This window comes from uncultured Parasphingorhabdus sp. (assembly GCF_963975735.1).
In the GTDB taxonomy this organism is placed as follows: Bacteria; Pseudomonadota; Alphaproteobacteria; order Sphingomonadales; family Sphingomonadaceae; genus Parasphingorhabdus.
This window is the reverse complement of record NZ_CAXBIA010000009.1, coordinates 25,803-47,768: the sequence shown is the minus strand read 5'-3', so window position 1 is coordinate 47,768 and position 21,966 is coordinate 25,803. Positions and strand designations below refer to the sequence as shown.

Below are 21,966 nucleotides of genomic sequence, written 5' to 3'. Positions count from 1 at the left end.
AAAGTCGATTAATTTAGCATAATATATATCCGCACCACTAAACAACAGTTACAACGACAGGGGGGCGCAGACTTATCTTACCTCAACTATTTAAGATATTGTCAGTCCTGATTGCTTTCTACCTACGGTCCAACTTATACCACTGTTGCGCATAACCCCAGACAGTTGCTTCCTCATATGTTTCTCTAACATAGGTCGCCAAGGTACCAAGGTAAACTCTCGCGACTTTTCAATCATGGCAAACTTACCGCTAACTAAATTAACGCGCCGTTTCAAAACACCTTCAATATGTTCGCCCTGCTTCGTCTCACGAAAAGCCAACCCACTTTTGTCAGTTAGTTGCCGGGCAACCCTAAGCAGTTCCCTACGCTGCAAATTCGCAATCATGTTTTTGCTATAGCTCACTGAGCCGCCGTGCTCGCTCGCCAAGTCTTGCTCAATGAGCCACTGACGACGTATGTTAAGAGCCACGTAAACTTCCTTACCAAAGCCAGTGCCACGAACACCTTCACGCGTCTTTGCGACAAGCTCGTGATCCAGCCAAGTCGCGGCTTCTATGTTAGTTAGCTGATCCAATGGAACGGACGACAAGATGTCAATGTTCACCGGCTTGTCGCGGGCCTGAAGTGTGGCATAGTCGGCGGTCTTCTGCAGATGGTCTGGCTCGATGATCCAGCGCCCATCTGCTTCGCGCTCCACATTGCCCATGATCCGCCGCATGGCTTCGAGACGGCGGGCATGGGTTTGTGCAAATTGTTCGGAAGCATTGGCATCAAACCGCAGATGCGCTTCGATATCATAATGCCCCTCATTTTGCGCCGCGACATCGACAATGGTTTGGTCGGCTTTGCGGATACCAGATTGTCTTGGTTTCACATTTATGATCGCATCGCTGGGAATGGATTCATGACTATCCCCCTTGCCAATCTCAACATAATGGCTCTGTCCATCAACGGCATCGACGATGATGTATTGGCGATCATTAATCTCATCAGAAAGCCCGCGTGTCACCACCCGGCCCAAAACGGGCTCCGTCAGCGGCGATTTGCCACCATGGATGATCTGGTTTGCCCGTGCCCGTTTCAAATTCTTCGCGGACAGGTCGCGCTGCATGGTCCGGATAATATCGCCCCGTTCGCCCATATCGCGCAGCGTGTTCTCGAAGCCTTGTTCCAGTTGCCAGCGACCCTTGCCAATCGGCTCTGCCAGACCCAGAGATTTGAGCTTCTGCAACCGCCCCGCCCGCAAGGACTGCTGAAAAGGCTCGCGGTCCATGGCGGTAACAATCCGCTCTTCATCCATGTCGCGCATGAGTCGGCGATCAATGCTCGTCAGGCGCTCTTCGCCAACATCATGTCGCAGCCTTTCTTCAATTTCGAGATCACTGCACGGTCCGAGATCAAGGGTGACCAATTCGGATAATCGCTCGCGCATGCCACTACTCAAATAATCACGCGCGATGATCAGATCCTTGCCGCGATCATCAACTCCGCGCAGCAGGATATGGGTGTGCGGATAGCCAGTGTTAAAATGGTCGACCGCCACCCAATCGAGCCTGGTGCCAAGATCGGATTCCATCTGTGCCATAAACCGCCTGGTCAATGGTTTGAGATCGTCATATTGCGCGCCATCTTCGGCCGACACAATGAACCGGAACTGGTGGCGATCTTCCTGCCCGCGCTGCAAAAACTCCTTGCCGTCGGCATGATCGCTTTCGGCTGCATAGAGCTCACCCGGCTCGCCTTCACAGGTGACGCCGTCACGCTCAATATAGCGCAGATGGGCCTGCGCTGCTGCCCGTCCCTTGCCAGCCAGTTTCACATAGCGCGATTTGATGACGGCGCGGCGCGTGCGCGCGCCGGAATGGTGATTGCGATACCCGAGCACCCGTCCAATAGCGGCACCGCGCCCGATCCGTGCGCCTGTAAATATAGACTTGCTGCCAGATCGCTTGATACCGCCCGCCAGGGCTGAGGACGCCAGCACTCTATGCAGGAAACGTTTGGCTTTCTTACCACCTTTGCTGCGGATGCGCCCAAGCCTGGGTTTGAACTCGTCATCGCTCATGCCGAGCGCACCAATTCCGGGGTGTATTCGTGGCGTAACGAGCAACGAGACAGTGTAAAGTCTCGGAAAAGCTGGCGTTCTCGCCGAAAGATCTCCCTGATTTGCAACGATGAGGCGAGAGTCTCTCTAAAAAAGGATGTGCAGACAATGATATAGCTCGCTCTGCGAGATTTTGCTTTTATCTTGCCTTCGCCTTTCCTTCTCTCCCGATTACTGCATCCCCGTTCTTCGCGCCAAGATCGCCGCCTGCCACGCCGGTACGAGGAGCCTTTCATTGATCGTTCTTGCGGATCGCAAACAATCCACCCTCCGGCTGAGCTGGCGTGCCAACGGAACCATTCTGTGAGGCGGATTGCACCCTGTAGAAGATAACGTCTGGCGGTCTCGCGGCCACCTTTGTGCGCTCCTGCGATGTCACTGAACGTGCATAAGTTGTCCGGCCAGCAACGATACGAACATAAGCAACTGTCTCGGCAGGCAGGCGGCTGCGGCCCTGCAAATAGGCGCGATATCTTCCCGGTCCCGCATTGTAAGCGGCAAACAAACCGGGATAACCGAAGCGGTCATACATATCGCGCAAATAGGCGGTCCCGGCCAATATATTGGCGCGGGGATTATCGGGATTTGGACCCAAGCGATGTGTTTTGGTGAGCTGTGCCCAGGTTGCCGGCATGACCTGCATCAGCCCCATAGCGCCAGCATGCGAACGTATAGGTCGTCCGTTGAGCGTTGTGTTCCCGGCGCTTTCGGCACGCATCACCCTCTTAATCCAGTGTTCCGGAATACCAAAGCGCAGCGAGGCTTCGGTGATATGTGGTTGCCAGTGATCAACGGAATTAGCGGCTGCTGGTGACGAAACCACGAGCGTTATGAGCGCGAGAGAAAGCCTCAACCGGCGCATAGAAAAGTCGCTTTTCCGATAACATCGGATTCTTTAGTAATGCCGATATAACGGCCATCGAAAGAGTTTTGAACGTCTCTATTGAGCAAAAATAGCTCGCCCTGACCTAGGGTCTTACATCCGTCCCACGAGGGCATGGCGCGGCCTTTGGTATCGACTGACAGCCGGTCGGCGGTGTGCTTTCTGTTCACATAAATATGCTTTCCTGCTGCACAGACAGTGTCGCCGTTGATCGCAACAATGCGTTTGAGTGCCGGTATATTGCGCGGCAAATAGTGACGCTGGGCGGCAAACTGGCGCATTCGTTCCGGCAACCAGACCGCGACCAGATCGCCGCGATTTAACGCTACATCAGAGCCGATATAGTAAAGGCCAATCGGCGTGCTGGCACTTGCATTCCAAACGAAAAAAGGCCGCGGTGGGAAGGCAATTGTGGTTACAAGGACCGCGCTTCCAACACCAATGCCGAACATCCAGCGCCGCAGCCCCTTGCGCTGTTCCGCCTTAATTCGCTGCGTTTTCTGCCATTCGCACAGCGGCAATGGGATGCCTGTCTTGCGCGATTTACGCATCGCCGGTCTCGCCGTTGGACGTATCTCGCGACCAGCTATCGAGATCGTCAATATGATAACGGACATAGCGGCTGTGCCGCCGGAAGCGCGGGCCAGTGCCTTCGCTGCGCATCGATTGCAGCTTTCTGGGACATAGGCCGAGATAGAAAGCGGCCTGTTCGGTATTGAGAAAGGGGCTGCCTTTCTTGGCCTGACTTGCTCGCTCGATTGCGTCATTCTTGTCCATATTGTCCTCATTGCTACGGGCTGCTTTGAACTGCCGTCCGCTGCAACCAAGATGACGCGCCAAGCACAAAAGCAGCAGGGTCGAAAACGCCCTGTGGTGTTTTCGACCCTGCTGTGAGGCGATTAGATATGTGCATTGGCCCCGCCGGAGCGGGGCCAATGGTACGATCAGTCCGCCGGATTCCAGATGACGGCGTAGGTCTCGATATCGTCATGGCCAGCGGCACGGCCAAGATTGGCGTAGAGCTTGCGCGGCCCGAATTCGGGAGCAGCGAGGCTCAGCGACACGTAATCCTTGCCGGATGTTTCGCCAGTGCGGGTCCAGCCAGCGCCGATTTCAACGCCGTCGGAGGTGACCCGGTAGTCGGGCTGATTCTCGCTGGTTTTGCCATCATTGGGAACGATTTCGACATTGGCTTGGATCGAAAGCGTTTTGAGATTGCCGCTAAATCCACCATTGGAATTGCGGGTTACATAACCGATTGCAGGCATTTTCTGTCTCCTTAAATTCTCCCCAGCGACCATTCGCTCGGGAGTGATGTGTCAACGACCAGCGTAAAAGGGCGGCGGCGAACCGAAGGGCGCAACGCAGTGGAGCACCTGCAGGACATGCTTATTTGCTGCGCGAGGAGCGGGGCGAAGCCCGGCGGGGAAATAAGCATGTCTGTGCAGGTTTTGCCGTCGAACGCGCTGGTCAGGACAAGACATCACCCACGCGAAATGGACGATCGGGAGCCATGGAGACAGGTGCTCATCGTGGCGTGGAGGAGTATAGCGATGGTAATTGGGGTAGATTTGATGCTTAGGTCAGCAGTAAATCATAGCCGAACCAGATGAAAACGAACAATAATGTTATGGATGCGTAATTGAATCGACAAGCTGTCGACCCTATTTTGATCGGTGGAAGGAGCGGATGCTGGATATGTCTGATAACGAATCTAAACAAGAGCATCCCAATGCTCGCGTCCGTCCAGCTCGACCCTTCCACACTATCAATGCTGCACATATCATTACACGAACAGCGGAAGCACTCGACTGGGACCTAGACAATGTCGAGAACTTCATCAAAACGGCCGAACATGTCGAGTTTGGTCTTTCAGCCGAACTCGAATTATCTGCTATCCTGCGATGGTTAGGGCCGTGCCGAATGGTGCACCGTCTTGCTGAAGACGCCTTTGTCGCCGATACGGCCGCACAACAAATCCCCGATCTCGTTGCGACGTTTGAATCCAATGGCGAGCACATCGTCACGCTTATTGAAGTGAAGACGACGGCTGATCCCGTGCTTCATCTCAAGGCTAATTATCTCGATAGGTTGAGACGCTATGCCGAGATTTTGGGCCATCCGCTGCTAGTCGGTTGGCGCTGTCGCGCCATCGACATGTGGCTGCTGTTTGACCCCTTTGCTATCGGGCTGCCTCGCGCCGGAGGGTTCGACTATACTCTTGAAGATGTTATGAAGGTCGACTTGATGAGCCTGATTGCAGGTGACTTCTATCTCGTTCCGACCACAGGTACCGGTTTACGGTTCGAGATGGAGCGTACTGGCGATAAAATCGCAACGAAGGAGGGTTATCAAGCCGAGTTCACTGTACGCCGTGCTTATTTTCATGATGGAGAGGGCCGTGCGGAGACAGAATTACCGCAAGCGATGATATGGACAGTTTTGTCTGGGGTCAGAGCAAACTCGAATGTCGAAGATGGTCAAGCGGTACAGTCATTTACCAGCACGGGTGGGCTCAGGCGGGCACAAAATATCCTAAAGACCGCACTGCAATTCCAGACCAAAGGCGATCAACGTATTCGTTGGAAAGGAGTCGCTGATGATCTCGACTCCATAGTGCGCTGCACCGACATTCTTACGGAAAGCCGCGCACGATTTGGCACCTATGTGCAATATATTTTTCTTCAAAAACCAAGGGTGACACCAACATTCCTGCCGCCGAAATGGCGCTCGAAAAATGAGCCTGACTGATGAAATCCAAGCCTCCAAATGAAGCCGCGATACGAGACACTCTGGCCGCTCGACTAGATTTGATTGAGCCGGGCTTGATTCTGGTTGATACAGAATTTCACCTCAGGAACAACCATGGAGCATCAGCGTTTCTCGACATTTACGCCCGGGCACAAAACGGCCAGCGCGTCATTATTGAGATAAAACGCACCAATGCGGCTGCGCGCGAAGCGGTGCAGGAACTGGTCAAATATGCGCCGCTCCTTCGTGAGCGTTTCTTGTTAAAGGAGACCGATTACAGGCTCATCATACTTTCGGTCGAATGGCACGAACTGCTAGTTCCTTACTCGGAGTTTGCCAAGCATGCACCATATGAATTGTCCGCTGGCAAGATCATGCTCGGCGATGATGGTCTTCCGGTGCGGGTCGATCCGATTACGTTACCTGCGTTAGTCGGCGCACGCCGGATCAGTAGACGGCATTTTATGTGGCGGTTTGTAGATCCGGCAGCAGCAAGCCATGCTGTGCCCCTGATTGCAAAGCATATGCAGGCAGCGGGCCTTGAAGACTTCGTGCTCATCCGCAGCCAGTCCAATAATCCGGAAATTCGCGAAAAAGGTTTCGTTTATTTCGCTCAGCAACAACTGTCGCTTGCAGGCTATATGGAGCTGCTGGAAACACAAGTGAGCAAAGACCGCATCATAGAATATAAGGAATATCTCGCCGAACTAACAGAAGAGGAAGACCGCGTCGCTGAGGCCGCAGATGAAGTCTGGATGACCGGATGCGGTGAGCTTTATCGTGCAATTGGGGGCGATCATGGCGAGATTTCAAACCCGGAAAAAGCGAGGCGCTGGTTCGCAGATGACGCACAGCGTGACGTTATAATTGAGCGCTTTGGCCGCTTCGCTGATGCTGGTATTGACGACGCAACCATCCTAACAGAAATAGTCGGTCATGGCGGCGAGTCTGATTTCCTGCTTGACCTCCGTGCGAATACCGATTCACGACCTCAAATCGAAGCAATGCGTGCCGCTGTCGAGAATATATTTTTCTTTAACCCGGCTTGGCGAGGTATGGCCCGCGACTTGATCGACTATGCCTGTCGCAAGAGCCAAGCCGATCTTCACATACTTGCGTTCAGCAATGAGGATATCTTACGGGGAATCGCAGGATTAGCATTTGGTTATCCTGCCTTCATGGCAACGTTTCGAATTGATATTGAGAGTAAAGGTGAGATAGAACAATTTATGGGAGTGATCGACTGGGACGGTCGAACGCCTGATTTTGATAAAATAATCGCCGACTACTTCGACGGTAACGCCTTCAATTATTTCATGATGGTCCATTTTGGCTCCAACCGTAGCCTCAACGTCGATATAATGGATGACCTCGGCCTCCGCTATGCGGTATGGCGGGAAGGCGAGAACGGGCCGGAGCGTATACGCGTTCAGGGGGCAACGATATCGGCGTCGCCCCGACCACCAATCGGCGGAGTACCAGGGCTAATCAACGCCAATGTCGACGAAATCCACAAGATCGTCGCACTCTTCATGGAACATGATTACGGCTTCGCGAAGTCAATTGAGGCCTATTTGAACAGCGATATCATGAAGGCGGAGGACGAACTTGAAGCTCTCGTTGCAACAGTAAACAGTCCTGCTCGTACCCTTTACTGGACACAAACGATCAAAGGTTGCGATGTTTGCGACCGGCCCTTCGCCTTAGCCCGCTACATGGTGGATGCGCATCTCAAACGCGGTGTCGGTGCCAATGTCTGCGCGCTCTGTTTCAAGGAACATGGCGTAGGGTTCGGCACAGGGCGCGGTCAAGTTTATGAAGCAAAAGAGGAAGGCTGGCTCCATGTCGCTGGTTAAATTATCTGCAGTAACATTTGTGTTTGTCAAAACATGGACTCGTCTCAACTCTGCACCTCACGCCGTCGATTATCATAGGATTACAGTCAATGAACTAATGTTGGTAAATGAAGGAGGCAGAGCGTGAAGATATTCTGGTCTTGGCAGAACGACTATGCTCCCAAGCGCAATCGTTGGTTTATTCAAGATGCGCTCACTGACGCGGTTGCAGCGCTCGCTGACGAGTATGAATTGGAGCCAGCCGGTCGACCGGAGTTAGACCATGACACCAAGGATACGGCAGGCATGGTTGAAATCACGAATGAGATTTTCGACAAGATCGCAGTGTCTGCTGCATTTGTCGCTGACCTGACCCCGATCGCCCGAACAGAGGATGGCAAAGCGCTCCCCAACCCCAATGTGTTAATCGAACTGGGCTGGGCACTCAAGATGCCAGGCTGGCGTCGTTTAGTGGGCGTGATGAATGTTGCTGAAGGATTCAGCCCCGATGACTTACCTTTTGACATACGGCAACGCCGTGCATTGACCTATTCATTACCAGAGGGAGCGTCGCCACAAACCAAAAAAGCGGTCAAGGCATCCTTGGTGAAGGCGTTAACTGTCGCGCTTCGCCGCAATCTGGAAGAACATCTCGATGAAACCAACGCTCAGGTCCGTCCTGAGGGCGTCCCCGCAAACGAAGAAGATCCTTCGATCTGGGTAAATGCGCAGATGACAGTCGACTATCTCGACTCGCTTGGTGCGAATGGACGAAGCAGTTTCGCGCTCGCACCTCTACCTCGCGCATATTTTCGTTTGATCCCAGCTGGCTGGGCGAATGGCATCCCACTCGTCACGGAGATTGGCTCCTTGGACGGCTCGCATGCAGTTCAACCTCCCCTGAATGGAGTCAGAGATGGTGACTATGGGGCATGCGAGCAAGGATATGTGCGATGCTGGTTCACCGGGGCACTAGACCAAGAACCGCGCGAAGCCGGTCAGGTGGCGATGTATTTTGACGAGACCGGAGAGTTCTGGATCCTTGATAAGAACGCTATCTACGCAAACAAGGAAAATCACTTCCTTAGCGTCAACGGCCTGATAACTGGCTGGGGGGATGCTTTACGTACGACCAATGCGGCCTTTGATCGGATGGGGGCAAATATGACACGACGCGCGGAATTCGGTATTGTTGGGCTGGATGGCGTGCGCTGGCCGGGTGAAGTTCTGTCGATGTCGCCGCAGGCTAGGAAAGGCCGCTTCAAGTTCGAGCGTATCCAACGTAATTGGGATATCGCTGCCCAACACGAGCTCCTCACCGAAGCTGTCGATCAGTTACGCGATATCTTTGGTGTTGGACCTACCAATCCCGGCCAAGTCGCCGAAATCGCAGACAAGTATCAGCGCAGATAGCTGACAGGTGCAGCGCTCAAGCAAGCGTACCTATCAAAACTAATGGCCGCGCGAGGTTTGGCGACAGCCAAGCCCGCGCGGCCCGAGTTTCAGCAGAGCAAAAAAAGGGGCGGCAAAAAGTCGCCCCTTCCCCCTATTCAAGCGGCCAGCTTCTCATCCGGCTCTGCATCGGCGGGGGATGGCTGATCCTCTGCCAGCAGCCATTTGGCCCGCTCGGCAGCCGAGACCGCTCCGACACCGCCGCGCTCCGTATAGGCCGATGGCGGAAAAGCCATCCAGCGCGGCACCCAATTCTCGTGCTTTTCGCGACCGTTTTCGCCGGTCAGATGGTCGGATATGATGCCCTTGACCGTCTTGGTCTTTTCACCGGCATTGGCGCTGGCAACCGTGGCTCCGCCAATTTCGGCAAGCAACGCGGTCAGCAGTTCACGGTCACGGACAAGGTTCATAAACGCATCATCCGCTACCCAGTAATCGGACATTTCGACATCGAGATGAACACCCAATGTTTCGATCAGATCGCTTCCTGCCGCTAGCGTTTCGGCCATGACCACGCCCAATATGTCCATTACCGCAGCATCGGGTATATCAAGCAGGCGTAAGAGCAAGCCGCTTATGCCATTATGCGGCTCATGGCCGAGCACGACATAAGGCTCGTCGGCATCAAAACCGAGCACATCGAGCACGGCGCGGCGGCGCTCATCAAAACGGACTTCCGCAACGCTGGTTTCGATGCTCTCGGTAATCGCATCCTTGCGGCTGCGTTGGTCCTGCACCTTAACGGCCCAGAGCGGGGATCCACAAATCGCATGGGCGACCATCACCCGCAAAGCGACATAGGAACTGGCGGCGAGTTCGCAGCGGACGACTGCATGACGGTGCAAATCGATATATTCATTCATCGGCCCTGTGATTTCAGGACGTTTGGGCTTGTCGGGCTTGATATCGCTTTCCCCTGCTCGCTGCCTTTGCGCTTCCTTGGCGGACAGATAGCCTTCGTGGAAACTGACCTCGCCCTTACCGCTCACGTCGATATAGACGCGCCCTCCCTTGCGCTTGGTGGTCTTTTCATATTCCCATGTATGAAAATAACTATCCGGCGCGATGATCTCAACATCACTCCAGCCATTGTGGAGATAGTCCGCCTTTTTCGCTTCAATAGCAGCGTTCTGCGCTTCCCAGAACTGGTCAGCATCGGCAAAATAGCCATCCTCGGCAAACAGGTCGGTGACGATTTGCCCTTGGAAATCGGTCATATCGAACAGAGCGGCAGATATTGAAATTGACGCCCCGCCAAATAGCCAAGCCTTGAGTTGTCCCCCAAGCGGGGCATAGCTGTCCGCGTCCTTGAACAAAGCCAGCCACGCCTTTTGCTGCGCCTTGCTGGCAAGGGTCAGATGCCGGATGGTGGATGCATCGATTTCTTCCGCCGCATAGGCCTTGCGAATAGCGGGCAGGAGATTGCCGAGTGCTAGGATGCGCTTGACCGTGCTTTCCTCCATGCCGAACGTCGCGGCAATATCGGCAAGGGTACGGCCCTTTTTGACTAGCGCCGTGAAGGTTTCCCATTGTGTGACCTCGCCGGGATTTTCGCGCACGATATTCTCAATCAGCGAGGCTTCCAGGGCGGCGGCATCGTCACCTTCTTGCAGTATCGCGCAAGGGAGCGGCGTCTTGCTGCCGCCTTCTTCCGCCACGGTCTGCGCCGCATGATAACGCCGCCGTCCGGCGACGATTTCAAAGCTGTCCGCAGACCCATTGGGCCGCACCAGCAACGGCACCAATACGCCCCGCGCCCGCACCGACGGCAATATATCGCTAATATCCGGCGGTTTTTTGGCATGGCGCATATTGGCGGGCGATATGGATAGGTTTTCCAATTTGATATTTTTCAGTTGCATTGTCTTTACTCCTTCTAGTTTTCGCGCAAGGACGTGCGCGGGCGTCATCCGTCTCGGGACAGAAGAGGGTGGAACATCTCGAGTTGATTGATCGCGTTTGTATCGAACAGGCCGTCATCGGCGGGGCGCTGTTTGCTGCGCGGCTACATCGGCGCGTTCGCCAATATCGATCTGTTCGGATGCAAATTTTTGGGTGTCGCTCATGCTGCCAACCCCGCTTTTTGGGCATGCGATGGCGCAGGGCTATGGAAGGTCAGCAAATAGTCCGCCGCCTTGCTGGCAGCGCTGGCGGCTTTGAAGATGGCGCGATTATCAGCCTTAAGCACGGTCAACCAAGAGGCCAGATAATCGGCATGGCGCACAGTCGGCACGATGCCAAGCGCCGCACAGCGATAGGCGGAGCCGAGTTCGGCCACGAGTTCCTCGCGGGCATAGTCGGCGCTGCCAAACCGGCCTTTCTGGTCGCGGTGCAATCTCGAAGGATGCCCGGTCCAGTGGCTTAACTCATGTAACGCCGTGCGGTAATAGTTGATCTGGTCGGCGAAAGCGGGCTGCGGCGGCACCTGCACATAATCTTGCAGTGGCGCATAAAAAGCCCGCGCCCCGCCGATGCGAAAATCGGCGTCGGTCGCTGCGATAAGCTGCTCCGCCACTGGCACTATCTCGCGTTCGGGCAAGGGCGGCTGCTGTGCGGTCAGATCATCGGGCAGACCGTCGCATTGCGCGACATTGAACAGGGTAAAGCGCTTGAGGAAGGGAACGCTCTGCGGCGTCTCGCCGCTTTGGGCAGCGCGCGCCTTTTCCGCTTCGGGGGTGAAGCGGTCAGCGTAGCAGACGGTCACGCCATGCTCGCCCTTGCGCACGCAACCGCCCGCCTGACGGGCCTGACGAAAGGTCAGCCAGCCCTGACCGGCATAGCCGTGGCTATTAACCGCGCCCCATAATATCAATATATTGATGCCCGAATAGCTGCGCCCCGATATTGCATTGCGCGGCAAACCTGCACAGGCGGCGGAGGCATCCCAAGGCTGCGCCCAAGGAAAGCGGCCCGCCTCGAGTTCGGCGATGATCTGGTCCGTGACCTCGGCATAAAGTGATCCGCGCGCCTTGCTGCTACTGCCTCTTGCTTTCCATTTCCGTTTCTTGCCCATGACGCACCTTTCAAACCTCACCAAAAACCACCACAGCCTGCCCCGGGAAAGCGGGGTGGGCGGCAGAAGCGACTGGCAGGCCCGCATCAAGCGGGCGGCTGCATCCGTGAGGACTGGAGCATCGCGGAAGACCCCGAAGGGGTTGCGGCCGGCTGCGGCGGGCCTAGAGGGAAGCGCCGCCCACTCCGATTTTCCGAGGCAGGCCATACAGAGCGCCGCCGCGCAGCTGCGCGGCGCCCGCATGACCTGACCATTGCAAGGCAATGGGCTGGCTTGCGCCAGCGATCGTCACCGCCAGGACAAGACCGTTTACGGGCTTGGTGATGCAGGCCGCAGGCCCAATCATAGAGCGCGCTCGCGCCCAGGCGCGAGGCGCCCGGATGGACATTTGAATTACACAGGATCAGGGGATGGCAAAGGACGGAACAGGCGCAGGCCAAAGGCGATCAGAAAGGTAAAATCCATTTGCAGGCGCAGGCCCTGCTACCGCTGTTCCCGGCTGAGGCGCGTCATCAATATGGCTGCCCGCTTTGCCTGACGGCGAATGCTGTCCAGATCAACCGTTTCGCCGGGGGCATGATCGCCGCGACTATAGGTACCGAGACCGGCCAGGCCATCGACATCGCCCGCCACAAAGGAGATATCGCCGGCCCCGCGCTTGACCGGATCGAGCGCGGGCATTTGCGGCAGGCCCAGATCTGCATTGACTTCATTCAACTTCGCCAGCAGCGTCCGATTGCCATCGGTGGGCGGCATCGAGGGATAGCCGCCGGGATCAAACACGATTTTCGCATCGGTGCCAGGCAGATGCGCATCGACGATCGCTTGCATGCGTTTGCGCGTCCGCTGTGTCTGCTCTTCCGACAGCGTACGAAAGTCGCCGCGCGCCATGGCAATAGAGGGAATGATATTGGTCTTGCCCGAAGCTGCGGCCTTGAGACTGTCATCTTCCAGCGCTGCGGCCGCCCCGCCAACGACGATGCCGGTGTTGAAGGTGAGATTGGGTTCTGGAAGCTGCGTGCGGAAAGCGGCCAATATGCGCGCCATTTCATTGACCGCGCCGTCGCCATATTCAGCATTGAAGATCAGGGAGGAATGGCCGGTCTTGCCGCTGGTCGTGAGCGTCCAGCTATTGGACGATCGCCGCGCAATCGATCCCATGTCCTTGCCCTCATCAATGACCAGGCCTTCGAAATCGAGAGCCACATCAGCACGCTTGCCCGCCGCGATCAGATCGGCACGCGCAATCTCCAGCGGATCGCTGACATCTTCCTCGTCGCCGGTGAGGACAATCTCGATATTGGCATCCTGCAAGATTCCCGCCGCATGCATGGCGTGCAGCGCCGAGAGCATCACCACCATCCCGCCCTTGTCATCGCCAACCCCGGGGCCTTCGGCCTGTTCACCGTCTCGCACGAATGTCTGAAACGGTGAATCGAGCTCAAACACCGTATCGAGGTGACCGATGAGCAGCAGCCGCTTCCGGCCCGGCTTGCCCTTATGGGTCGCAATCAAATGCCCGGCCCGTCCGGCCTCCGCCATCGGTTTCCAAACCGCGTCGAAACCCAGCGGTTCAAGCTCGGCGCGCATCATGGCACCGACCTTCTCGACGCCAGCCAAATTCATGGTACCGCTATTCTCGTTTACCAGTTTCTCCAGCAGAGCGACCGAGCGCTCATATTCGGAATCGACCGTCTGAGCCATTTGCCCTTCGGCCGGCGAGATTTGGGCATTTGCGTTCGCAGTGCATGCCAAACTAGCAAGGGCGAAGAGGAATGGCTTAATGTTCATTGCGGGCAATAGCTTGGGTGACTGGTGAATTTCTCCGAAGTGCACCGTTCGTCTCGCATGGTGCGCCAGCGATTATATTGTTCAGCTTTGGAAGGATCGGGATCTTCTTCGTCCTTCAACCAGAAGCGGAACCAGTCTAAATTGCGCTCAGCTGATTCACGGCGTAAACGAGGAATAGTCATTCCATGCCCTGTTTTTGGGTAGACTATATATTCGCTCGGCATACCTGCGTGTCGCGCTGCCTTCGGATATCCAAGCATGGGCACTGCGGAAGCGTATGCACCGGCTTCGAACAATACCGCTGCATCTAAATCCTCGAAATGCAATTCAGGAGAAAGCTCAACGTAGCGCTGAGGGTTCTTATAGAGGCTACCGCCATAGGTTCTGCTGTGCAGATCGCGATTCAACAAACCTGGTGTCAAATCATAAAGCAAAGTCGCATTACCTGTACCTTCTGAAAACGATCCGGCTGCAAAAACCCGTGCACGACTCATTACCAATGGTCCCAACCAGGCACCATGGCTCTGGCCCGAAATAGCGAGCCGGTCAGGGTCAGCGACCCCTATGTGCACGAGATAATCAATTCCAGAAATGATATCATCTACCGGTTCACCATCAACCCGGTCGGGGCTTACGAACTTACGACCATAAGTTCTACTGCCCCGATAATTTGGAATAAATACTCTAATCCCATTTTGAGCCAAGACTTCGAATGGGTATGGCCATAGATTGAAATAATGAGCGAACTCGTCTGGCATGACGTATTGTGGGCCGCCATGTACGAAGGTGACCATCGGCAAGGTTCTACTCGCAAATCTAGGGAAAGAAGGTTCCAGCAACCAGCCATGAATCTTCGTTTTATCTTTGCTTTTCCAGAATACTTCCCGTGCATTTGGCAATATTTTACTTCTAATGTTTTCGTTGAATGAGGTGAGCCTGTAGATCCCTTCACCTTGGCGCCAGATGTATATCTCAGGAGGTTCGGTTAAGCTCTGCTCTACAAATGTCGCTTGTGCAACTCCGTCACTAAAATCGAATAACGACTGGCTTCCACTTCGTCCGCCCAACAGCTCTGCACGTTTAATGTCGCCCGATTTAGAAACGCGAAAAAGTGATCTTCGCCCTTCGAAAACAATGTTGATGAACTTTCTCTCATCGTCACAGGGAATAAGCATTGGACGATTTCCTACGCCGTAAGGCTCTATCGTTACCCAATTTAAACTATTTTCGTTGATGTCCACTTCACTAGATAAATCAAGCGCCACTACTTGAGGGAAGAAGCGATCAAGAAAATCTCCTCTCTCAGTGTATCTTCTGATTAAGATTTTTTGAGTGCCAGGAATCCATTCATCACCTGCAAAACTAACTCTGGTGCCAGATTCCGACAACATATGCATTTCGGCAAAAGGCGCGAACCCATTGCTTGCTACGTCATATATCCCAACACTTGTTTCAACGCCGATCGCCACTCCCTTAGAAACGACCCTAGGGTGGGCAACGTAAGTTACGGACAGTCGCCCTCCATCAGGAGACCACGAAGCATATTGAGGACTGCCCGGAATATTTGCCTTGCGAGGCCCTGACCCTGCAATGTCAATCCACATCTCGCTTTCGCGAGCTACTGGATCCCTTGGCCATTCCCCCCAATTCGGGTCTAGGAAATCGTATGCGCCGATTGTGTCAGAATCCACAATGATCCCATGTTCGGTACCCCTAAAGCGTTCATAAAGTGTTTCGCCAACCACCGTCGGCTGTGTGAAATAAACAACTCCATTTCCGTTTGGAGCAAATTGAAAATCTACAATCGGGGAAGAACTGTTGGTCCGAAGCCAAAGTGTCTTTTTCTGGACATCATAAGAATATAGCTGTGTCGTGCCACTGCGGTCAGACAAAAAGGCAAGCCGGTTTTGGTTTGGTATCCACGCAAACTTTCTTCCGTCTTGAATTTCTTCAATCAGCTCTGGCAGAGAACCACGTGTAGTACTCTGCAAATATACCGCCGGGTCCGTTTTGTTCGTTTTTAGATCGATCGAATCTACCGCGTACGCAATTATTTTGCCGTCGGACGCTATGACTAGTTCGCGAAATTGCGTCGTTGAAAAATAGTCATCAATTGAAAAGGCGTTACTTGGCAGTTCTATCTGTTGAGATGGAGCTGCCCAACCTGCACGTGAACCTGAAAAAAACAGAACACCTAAAAAAACGACAGCCCCGAACTGCAAAAAACAATACTGGATTGGTGATCTGCCCCCCAAGCCTTCAAAGCTGACCTCGCCCGTTTTCGAAAGAACCGTCATGAAAGAGCCTTCATAAAGCCATGCCCGTATTACCAACGCTTTGTAACATTAATCGAGATGAAACGCCCCAAAGCGCTTGCATTTTCAGGGTCGTACCCGATGCCATTAGCGTTATTTACAAAGGGCGGGTCATTATCAAACAGATTTCGAGCAGTTAAGGATATAGTAGTATTATCCAAGCCAATATTCCGTAACTTTTGACCAGTGCTGAAGCCCAAACTTAGATCAAACGTTGTCCAGCTATCTATTTTCCGTTCAGGATTACTAATATTGTCTTGGTAACCGTCGGCATAATTTATAAACAAATTAGCTGAGAGGCCAATATCATGGTTCCAACCGATACTGTTGCGCAGTCGTAAGCCGATGGGGTTACCCACAGTGTTAATTAACTCAGTTACTGGCGCCGTCGGATCGAACGCCTCGTCAAAATTCAAAATGTAGGTGCCCCCAACATGAAAATTAAAACGACTAAATTCGGATGTGGTGAGAACATAACGTAAGTTGAAGTCAAGGCCATCAGTCTGGGTCACGCCAGCATTTATTAGTCGGAAATCAACGATTGCGCCGATTGGCGTGGTAAGGCAGGGTCCGCCAACAAAGTCAAAAAATGTTCCGTCTACAGCGCAGGCGGTTTCTATTTGGGATTGGGTAGGATTCCTGACGATCGCAGACGAGAATCTGGCCTCCTGACTTAAAATGGAACCGAAGCCAGCGCCAATTGCGCTGGTTATACGATTGTCAAACTTGACATTATAGTAGGTTAGATCGAGCTCCAATCCGGGAACAGAAATTGGCGAGACGTCGATGCCAACTGTCCATGTCGTAGCCGTCTCACTTTCGAGTTCGCTATTGTTACCCTGTAATAACAGCGCGGCCGTCGTACCTGTCGTCGAAACTGGATCGGGTATCGTAAATATGAAGCTCGCATTTGCAGCCGAGGTCGTATCTAGTTCCACGAAATCAGGAGCGCGAAATGACGTTCCATAGGAACCGCGAATATCAACTCCATCAAGAGGTGTCCAAAGTAGCCCGACCTTTGGATTGGTTGTCGAGCCGACGTCACTATAATCTTCATATCTTACGGAAGTGGAGATTATAAGTCGCTCCAGACCTCTACGCGCGTTTTCATTTCCAAAAATTGGGATCTGCAGTTCTCCAAATAGGGCGAAAACATCTCTGTCAAAATCAGACTCGGTTAAACCCGAGAGCCGGTTGTCGGAAAACGCTGTGGATGAATAATCGTCATAACTACCGCCAACGGCCAGCTTTATTGAGCCTCCAGGTAGGTCAAAGAGCGATCCATCCGCCACCATATTAACTGACTTGATCGTGGACTGAGCCCCAATATCCGTCGTAACGCTTATTCCTTGAATCGTGCTGGGATTTTGCGTGAAGGTTCCGTCACCAAATGGATTAAAGGCGGTATTTGGATTAGGATCTGCCAACGCAAGGTTGAGCGCCCCATTGTCCAAGCCTCTCGAAACGGTCCTCAGCCGGTCGCGATTATATGACGCATAGGCAAGTAGTTGCCAATCTTTGGCCAAATCAAACTTGGCACCCAAGGAAGAAGTAATCGTTTGGGTGTCGCCGTCGCTCGACAAAATTGAGCTAAAATCGCTGAACGAATTATACCTCACGACAATAGTACCGTTCGAGCCAAACGGGTCTACGTAAAAGGGATTCGAGGGCGGCACCCGAAGTGTAAGATTTTGTCCTGGCGAATTTCTAGTAAAATCGCGCTGGCTAAAGCTGCCTTCCGCAAACAGTTCGATTGATTCACTAACATTTTGAGACCCTGCGATAAATATACTGTGGCGTCGATTTTCGAATTGCAGGTTTCTACCCAAGTTCTGATTGAACAGATTAGTTTGACCAGATAACAGATCGCTTGGATCCAAATCGGTGCCATCCTGGCCGATCGGGATCGCGAAACCAGGACCGCCAATGATGTTTCCAGGGACGCTAAAATTAGTCCTAAAGTCATCTCCCCCTAAGGTGCGGAGATCGCTTGTTTCCGTAAAGCTGCGTGCCTGATAACTGAGATTTTCTTTATCAAAATACTCATATGAAACAAGAACGTTACCGGTAGCCCAGTTTTCGCCAAGAGTGAGGCTCGTGCGATATTCTTGTGCCCCACCTTCTGTAACGGTACCAAATCTAAAGCCGGCTTCGACACCCTCAAAATCATCGCGAAGTATGATGTTAACGACACCGCCAATCGCGTCAGATCCATAGGTTGCTGAAGCGCCATCTGCCAACACTTCTACTCGGTCGATCAAGGATGCAGGTATACTGGAAATATCGACAAATGTTCCGCGACGTCCACCCGATGCCAACCTCCGGCCATTTAATAGTACCAGCGTATTGCCAGCCCCCAATCCTCTTAAATTAATACTTGTCCCACCCGCCAAATTGACATCATTGGCTGCCGTTCGGGAGTCTTCGCTGATGCCGCCTTGAAAATTCTGCGGTAAACTTTCGAGGATTTCCGGCACTGTACCAAAACCTCCCTTACTGATTTCATCTCTAGTTATCGTTGCGACTTTTGTGCCAACGGACTTTTCCGTTCCTCGAATGAGTGAGCCAGTGACAACGATCTCAGCGCTTTTGTTTTCCGAGGTGGCACTTTTCGCTAGCACTTCACCCGCCGATGTGGACGCAGCACCTTCGCCTCGGACAATAGCAATTGCACCAGACCTGTCCGAATTGGCTCGGAATCCAGTGCCCGCTAGGATTGCCGTTAAGGCAGCATCTGCCGTTCTAGCGCCCTTAACGCCCTTGCTGCGCGCCGACCGCACTTCGTCCATCTTATAGATGACCTGACGCCCCGTTTGCTTCGCATAGGCATCAAGCGCGGCTTTCAAGCTGCCCGCAGGAATATTAAACTGCTGTGCCTGCGCATAGGCCGGCGTTGCCATCGCAACTACGGAAACGGTCGCAAATGCCGCTGCAAGATTTCTGGAAAGCATGTTTATCCCCCTTAAGTCTGCGACATTTTTCGTCGCCTTATAAGGTTCAGACAATCATGTGTCACAAACCCGTAATGCATTTATTGCGAAATCTTCACACCATTCTCCATCTGCTCGACGCGCAAACCATATGCGTCATCGAGCAGCCGGACGAACGCGTCGACGTTGGAAGCCTGAAACGTCCCGCCAATCCTGATGTTGGCGGTTTCCACATCGCCAATAATCAACTGCGTTTTGTTATAGCGATTGAATTCAGACGCCGCCTCGGTCAGCGTTGACTGATCAAATACCAGCATGCCGTCCCGCCATGATAGCTCGGTTGCGACACGTTCAGGAGATTTGATCGCAACCAAGGTGGATGCCTCATTGGTGAACGCCATGTCGCCGTTCGTGATAGTGGCGGAACGCGATACGCGTCCGTTTGCCATTTCATCAACGCGCACGCGGCCTTCGAGCACCGCGACGGTGATTTTCTTCCCATCCTTGCGGACGGAAAACTTGGTGCCCAAGACGGTAATGACACGGTTCCCGGCATGAACCACGAAAGGCACTTTTTCCGAGCGCTTGACCACAAAAAAAGCCTCGCCTTCATCGATCCAGATTTCGCGGCTGGCTTCGGTAACGGCGGCGCGTATCTTTGTTGCCGTGTTCAACTCCACCTTGCTACCATCGGCGAGCGGAACGACCTTGTGCTCGCCAATCGCGGTCGCCAATCTGACTTGGCCCGATTGCAAAACCGAGCCGTCTTGCTGCGCGATATTCTGTTCGCCGCCTGGCGACGGCACCGTACGCATAATGCCAACTATGCCGATCATGATCAGCACCGACGCCGCGAGCGACAGGGGTTTCCAATATCGCTGCCATGAACGTGGGTCTTGCGGCGGCGCATCCTGCTTAAGGGGTGCAAGTGCAGCGAGACGATCCGCAAGACCCCACCCATGTTCAAGGCGCCAAAAGGCTGCCTTGTGTGCCATGGATTGATTGAGCCATTGATCAAGATCAACCTGATCCTGTTCGGTCCATTCAGGCTCTTCGCGGCGCAATAGCCAAGAAGCAGCACTTTCCTCAGTCTCCCGGGCCCTGCCGTTTTCCTGGCTCATGACCGGCCCGCCTCTTCGGCATTTTTAGGGCGAACGGTTCTGACGACCTTGCCCGATCCGCCTAGCATGAAGTCGGCTAAAGCTCGCATGCCGAGCGTCATCTGTTTCTCAACGGTGTCTTTGCCGACACCAAGTTGCTCGGCTACTTCCCGGGTCGTGAATCCCTGCACTTTCCGCAACCGGACGACTTCGCCGCATCGCTTTGGCAGATTGTCGATACCCGCCTGCGCGCGGCGCAGTTCATCGCGCGCTTCCAACTGGCGCTGGGAGGCGTCATTGTCGATATCGATCACGATGCTTTCGAGATCGGCCACCAAATCGAATGATACAATCTGCGCGCGCTTGGCCCGGTTGATGAGATGGTGCCTGGCAGTAGTAAAAACATATTGCTGCGGCTTATGGGGCAGCTCTTTTTGCGCGCCCATCAATACCCGTTCATAAATATCCTGCCTTAAATCGATCACGTCGGCCTCTATTCTCCAATTCCTGCGGATGAAGCGCATCAGCATTGCTTCGAGAGGGAGCACCTCTCGGCAAAACCAAAGGTTCAGGGCATCATCATCAACCATTTTTCCGGCCGGATATCTCCTCATCAGATATTTCGGTGCTTAATCTCCAAGACAATCGAACAATCAGAAGCCGTAACACCATAGACAAGTTTTTCTCGAAATTCACGCCTCCAGTGTTCTGGCGGTTAAAGAGGAAAACCATGTTTGCAAAACTGCATGGTGCGCGGCGGTTTCGCTCTTGCGGAATGCCAAATCCGAATCGGCTCAATCCATAAAGTCAGCGAATAAATCACATGATCTGTTCAAGATTAGGGGGTTAGAATTTAGCACCATAATTTAAGTTTATGTTACGGCTTTCGTGCTTTTGACTGTCTTCCCAAACAGTAACGCTGTGCTTGAGTTCGTCAGGTGATATTTATGACGCTTTTGTTGGCAGGAGGCTTGTTCATTGCCATCCCATTCCCGCCAACTGGACATTGCCGCTCGTTTTGCCCTAGCCGATGCTTTCATCGCCGACGCGAGAGCCCTTCAAACCACCGCGGAACTGCGCGGCGTGATGGACGCTTTTACCAACGAGATTGGATTTCGCTATTTTGCCCTGATCCATCATGACGATCTGCGCGAACCAAAACCAGGCGTCATCCATCTGCAAAACTATCCCGATGTCTGGGCTGACTATTTCATAGAGCATCGGCTTTATCTTGATGATCCGGTGGTTCATGCTTGCCTGCGCACAAATTGCGGCTTCAGTTGGAACGAGTTACCAAAACTCGTTTCACTGACCCGCCGTCACCAAGGGATTTTGCGCGGCGCTGCCAAGGAAGGCCTGAGCCAAGGTCTTACCATTCCCGCCTGTGTTCCAGGTGAGCGCACCGGATCATGCTCACTGGCAGGGCCGCGGCGCGGAAAAAAGGTTGATCGCTTTCTCGGTCTGACCCAGATTGTTGGTGCCTTTGCTTTTCAGGCGGCTCGCCGGCTCATTGCCAAAGATATCCTCAAACCCGCACTACGGCCCAGATTGGCTCCGCGACAACGTGAATGTGTGATTCTGGTCGGTCAGGGAAAATCCAATTGGGAGATCGCCAAGATATTGGGACTCAGCCGATCCACCATCAACCATTATCTCAACGACGCGCGTGACCGCTATGGCGTCGTAACCCGCACGCAACTGGTTGTGAGCGCGGTGCTCGATGGCGAAGTCAGCCTGTCCGAACTCGCGCCCTGGCAATACGATCATATGATCGGGTAGCGGCAACAGCG

General features: G+C 53.6%; 17 protein-coding genes. 4 read left to right on the top strand and 13 right to left on the bottom strand.

The window, feature by feature from the left end; translation table 11 throughout:
• Window positions 1-90: 90 nt before the first annotated feature.
• The 5 genes from rlxS to AACZ86_RS10900 all read right to left on the bottom strand — a co-directional run bounded on the left by rlxS (window position 91) and on the right by AACZ86_RS10900 (window position 4,257).
• Window positions 91-2,067, bottom strand: a complete 1,977-nt coding sequence (gene rlxS / locus AACZ86_RS10920) for a relaxase/mobilization nuclease RlxS (protein WP_339692401.1) — start codon at window positions 2,065-2,067, stop codon at window positions 91-93.
• Between the two features lie 271 nt (window positions 2,068-2,338).
• A complete protein-coding gene (locus AACZ86_RS10915; protein WP_339692399.1) occupies window positions 2,339-2,968 on the bottom strand; it encodes a lytic transglycosylase domain-containing protein in 630 nt (209 codons plus the stop codon).
• Window positions 2,956-3,540 (bottom strand): S26 family signal peptidase, encoded by a 585-nt coding sequence (locus AACZ86_RS10910; RefSeq protein ID WP_339692396.1) that lies wholly within the window; start codon window positions 3,538-3,540, stop codon window positions 2,956-2,958. Before AACZ86_RS10910 ends, AACZ86_RS10915 begins: the two co-directional genes overlap by 13 nt.
• On the bottom strand, window positions 3,533-3,766 hold the full coding sequence (locus AACZ86_RS10905) for a helix-turn-helix domain-containing protein (RefSeq protein ID WP_339692393.1): 234 nt from the start codon (window positions 3,764-3,766) through the stop codon (window positions 3,533-3,535). Before AACZ86_RS10905 ends, AACZ86_RS10910 begins: the two co-directional genes overlap by 8 nt.
• Before the next feature lie 167 nt (window positions 3,767-3,933).
• On the bottom strand, window positions 3,934-4,257 hold the full coding sequence (locus AACZ86_RS10900; protein ID WP_339692391.1) for a DUF736 family protein: 324 nt from the start codon (window positions 4,255-4,257) through the stop codon (window positions 3,934-3,936).
• Window positions 4,258-4,687: 430 nt separating this feature from the next.
• Between AACZ86_RS10900 and AACZ86_RS10895 the strand changes: the two genes are divergently transcribed.
• The 3 genes from AACZ86_RS10895 to AACZ86_RS10885 all read left to right on the top strand — a co-directional run bounded on the left by AACZ86_RS10895 (window position 4,688) and on the right by AACZ86_RS10885 (window position 8,988).
• Window positions 4,688-5,740 (top strand): hypothetical protein, encoded by a 1,053-nt coding sequence (locus tag AACZ86_RS10895; RefSeq protein WP_339692388.1) that lies wholly within the window; start codon window positions 4,688-4,690, stop codon window positions 5,738-5,740.
• Window positions 5,740-7,596 carry an endonuclease NucS domain-containing protein gene (locus tag AACZ86_RS10890; RefSeq protein WP_339692387.1) on the top strand — a complete coding sequence of 619 codons (1,857 nt, stop codon included), beginning with the start codon at window positions 5,740-5,742 and terminating at the stop codon, window positions 7,594-7,596. Before AACZ86_RS10895 ends, AACZ86_RS10890 begins: the two co-directional genes overlap by 1 nt.
• Window positions 7,597-7,719: 123 nt before the next feature.
• Complete coding sequence (locus AACZ86_RS10885; protein WP_339692385.1) at window positions 7,720-8,988, top strand: hypothetical protein; 1,269 nt, start codon at window positions 7,720-7,722, stop codon at window positions 8,986-8,988.
• 137 nt (window positions 8,989-9,125) lie between these two features.
• Here the strand turns inward: AACZ86_RS10885 and AACZ86_RS10880 are convergent, their stop codons facing one another.
• The 8 genes from AACZ86_RS10880 to AACZ86_RS10845 form a co-directional block, all read right to left on the bottom strand.
• Window positions 9,126-10,889 (bottom strand): ParB/RepB/Spo0J family partition protein, encoded by a 1,764-nt coding sequence (locus tag AACZ86_RS10880; RefSeq protein ID WP_339692382.1) that lies wholly within the window; start codon window positions 10,887-10,889, stop codon window positions 9,126-9,128.
• Window positions 10,890-11,089: 200 nt separating this feature from the next.
• Complete coding sequence (locus AACZ86_RS10875; protein WP_339692379.1) at window positions 11,090-12,040, bottom strand: zincin-like metallopeptidase domain-containing protein; 951 nt, start codon at window positions 12,038-12,040, stop codon at window positions 11,090-11,092.
• Window positions 12,041-12,203: 163 nt separating this feature from the next.
• Complete coding sequence (locus AACZ86_RS10870) at window positions 12,204-12,386, bottom strand: hypothetical protein (RefSeq protein WP_339692377.1); 183 nt, start codon at window positions 12,384-12,386, stop codon at window positions 12,204-12,206.
• 137 nt (window positions 12,387-12,523) lie between these two features.
• Window positions 12,524-13,744 carry a M20/M25/M40 family metallo-hydrolase gene (locus tag AACZ86_RS10865; RefSeq protein ID WP_339692374.1) on the bottom strand — a complete coding sequence of 407 codons (1,221 nt, stop codon included), beginning with the start codon at window positions 13,742-13,744 and terminating at the stop codon, window positions 12,524-12,526.
• A gap of 83 nt (window positions 13,745-13,827) precedes the next feature.
• Window positions 13,828-16,164 (bottom strand): prolyl oligopeptidase family serine peptidase, encoded by a 2,337-nt coding sequence (locus AACZ86_RS10860; protein WP_339692372.1) that lies wholly within the window; start codon window positions 16,162-16,164, stop codon window positions 13,828-13,830.
• Window positions 16,158-19,151 carry a TonB-dependent receptor gene (locus AACZ86_RS10855; RefSeq protein WP_339692369.1) on the bottom strand — a complete coding sequence of 998 codons (2,994 nt, stop codon included), beginning with the start codon at window positions 19,149-19,151 and terminating at the stop codon, window positions 16,158-16,160. The genes AACZ86_RS10860 and AACZ86_RS10855 overlap by 7 nt, the downstream gene beginning before the upstream one ends.
• 26 nt (window positions 19,152-19,177) lie before the next feature.
• On the bottom strand, window positions 19,178-20,197 hold the full coding sequence (locus tag AACZ86_RS10850) for a FecR domain-containing protein (RefSeq protein ID WP_339692366.1): 1,020 nt from the start codon (window positions 20,195-20,197) through the stop codon (window positions 19,178-19,180).
• Entirely contained in the window at window positions 20,194-20,790 is a 597-nt protein-coding gene (locus tag AACZ86_RS10845) for an RNA polymerase sigma factor (RefSeq protein WP_339692363.1), read from the bottom strand. Before AACZ86_RS10845 ends, AACZ86_RS10850 begins: the two co-directional genes overlap by 4 nt.
• A gap of 364 nt (window positions 20,791-21,154) precedes the next feature.
• On the opposite strand from AACZ86_RS10845, the gene AACZ86_RS10840 reads away from it, so the two are divergent.
• Window positions 21,155-21,955 (top strand): LuxR family transcriptional regulator, encoded by an 801-nt coding sequence (locus tag AACZ86_RS10840; protein WP_339692361.1) that lies wholly within the window; start codon window positions 21,155-21,157, stop codon window positions 21,953-21,955.
• The last annotated feature ends 11 nt before the right edge of the window (window positions 21,956-21,966 follow it).

What these genes read in the sequence shown, in the direction of transcription:
- rlxS (WP_339692401.1), bottom strand. Translation starts at nt 2,067, where the DNA reads ATGAGCGATGACGAGTTCAAACCCAGGCTTGGGCGCATCCGCAGCAAA.
- AACZ86_RS10915 (WP_339692399.1), bottom strand. Translation starts at nt 2,968, where the DNA reads ATGCGCCGGTTGAGGCTTTCTCTCGCGCTCATAACGCTCGTGGTTTCG.
- AACZ86_RS10910 (WP_339692396.1), bottom strand. Translation starts at nt 3,540, where the DNA reads ATGCGTAAATCGCGCAAGACAGGCATCCCATTGCCGCTGTGCGAATGG.
- AACZ86_RS10905 (WP_339692393.1), bottom strand. Translation starts at nt 3,766, where the DNA reads ATGGACAAGAATGACGCAATCGAGCGAGCAAGTCAGGCCAAGAAAGGC.
- AACZ86_RS10900 (WP_339692391.1), bottom strand. Translation starts at nt 4,257, where the DNA reads ATGCCTGCAATCGGTTATGTAACCCGCAATTCCAATGGTGGATTTAGC.
- AACZ86_RS10895 (WP_339692388.1), top strand. Translation starts at nt 4,688, where the DNA reads ATGTCTGATAACGAATCTAAACAAGAGCATCCCAATGCTCGCGTCCGT.
- AACZ86_RS10890 (WP_339692387.1), top strand. Translation starts at nt 5,740, where the DNA reads ATGAAATCCAAGCCTCCAAATGAAGCCGCGATACGAGACACTCTGGCC.
- AACZ86_RS10880 (WP_339692382.1), bottom strand. Translation starts at nt 10,889, where the DNA reads ATGCAACTGAAAAATATCAAATTGGAAAACCTATCCATATCGCCCGCC.
- AACZ86_RS10875 (WP_339692379.1), bottom strand. Translation starts at nt 12,040, where the DNA reads ATGGGCAAGAAACGGAAATGGAAAGCAAGAGGCAGTAGCAGCAAGGCG.
- AACZ86_RS10870 (WP_339692377.1), bottom strand. Translation starts at nt 12,386, where the DNA reads ATGATTGGGCCTGCGGCCTGCATCACCAAGCCCGTAAACGGTCTTGTC.
- AACZ86_RS10865 (WP_339692374.1), bottom strand. Translation starts at nt 13,744, where the DNA reads ATGGCTCAGACGGTCGATTCCGAATATGAGCGCTCGGTCGCTCTGCTG.
- AACZ86_RS10850 (WP_339692366.1), bottom strand. Translation starts at nt 20,197, where the DNA reads ATGAGCCAGGAAAACGGCAGGGCCCGGGAGACTGAGGAAAGTGCTGCT.
- AACZ86_RS10845 (WP_339692363.1), bottom strand. Translation starts at nt 20,790, where the DNA reads ATGAGGAGATATCCGGCCGGAAAAATGGTTGATGATGATGCCCTGAAC.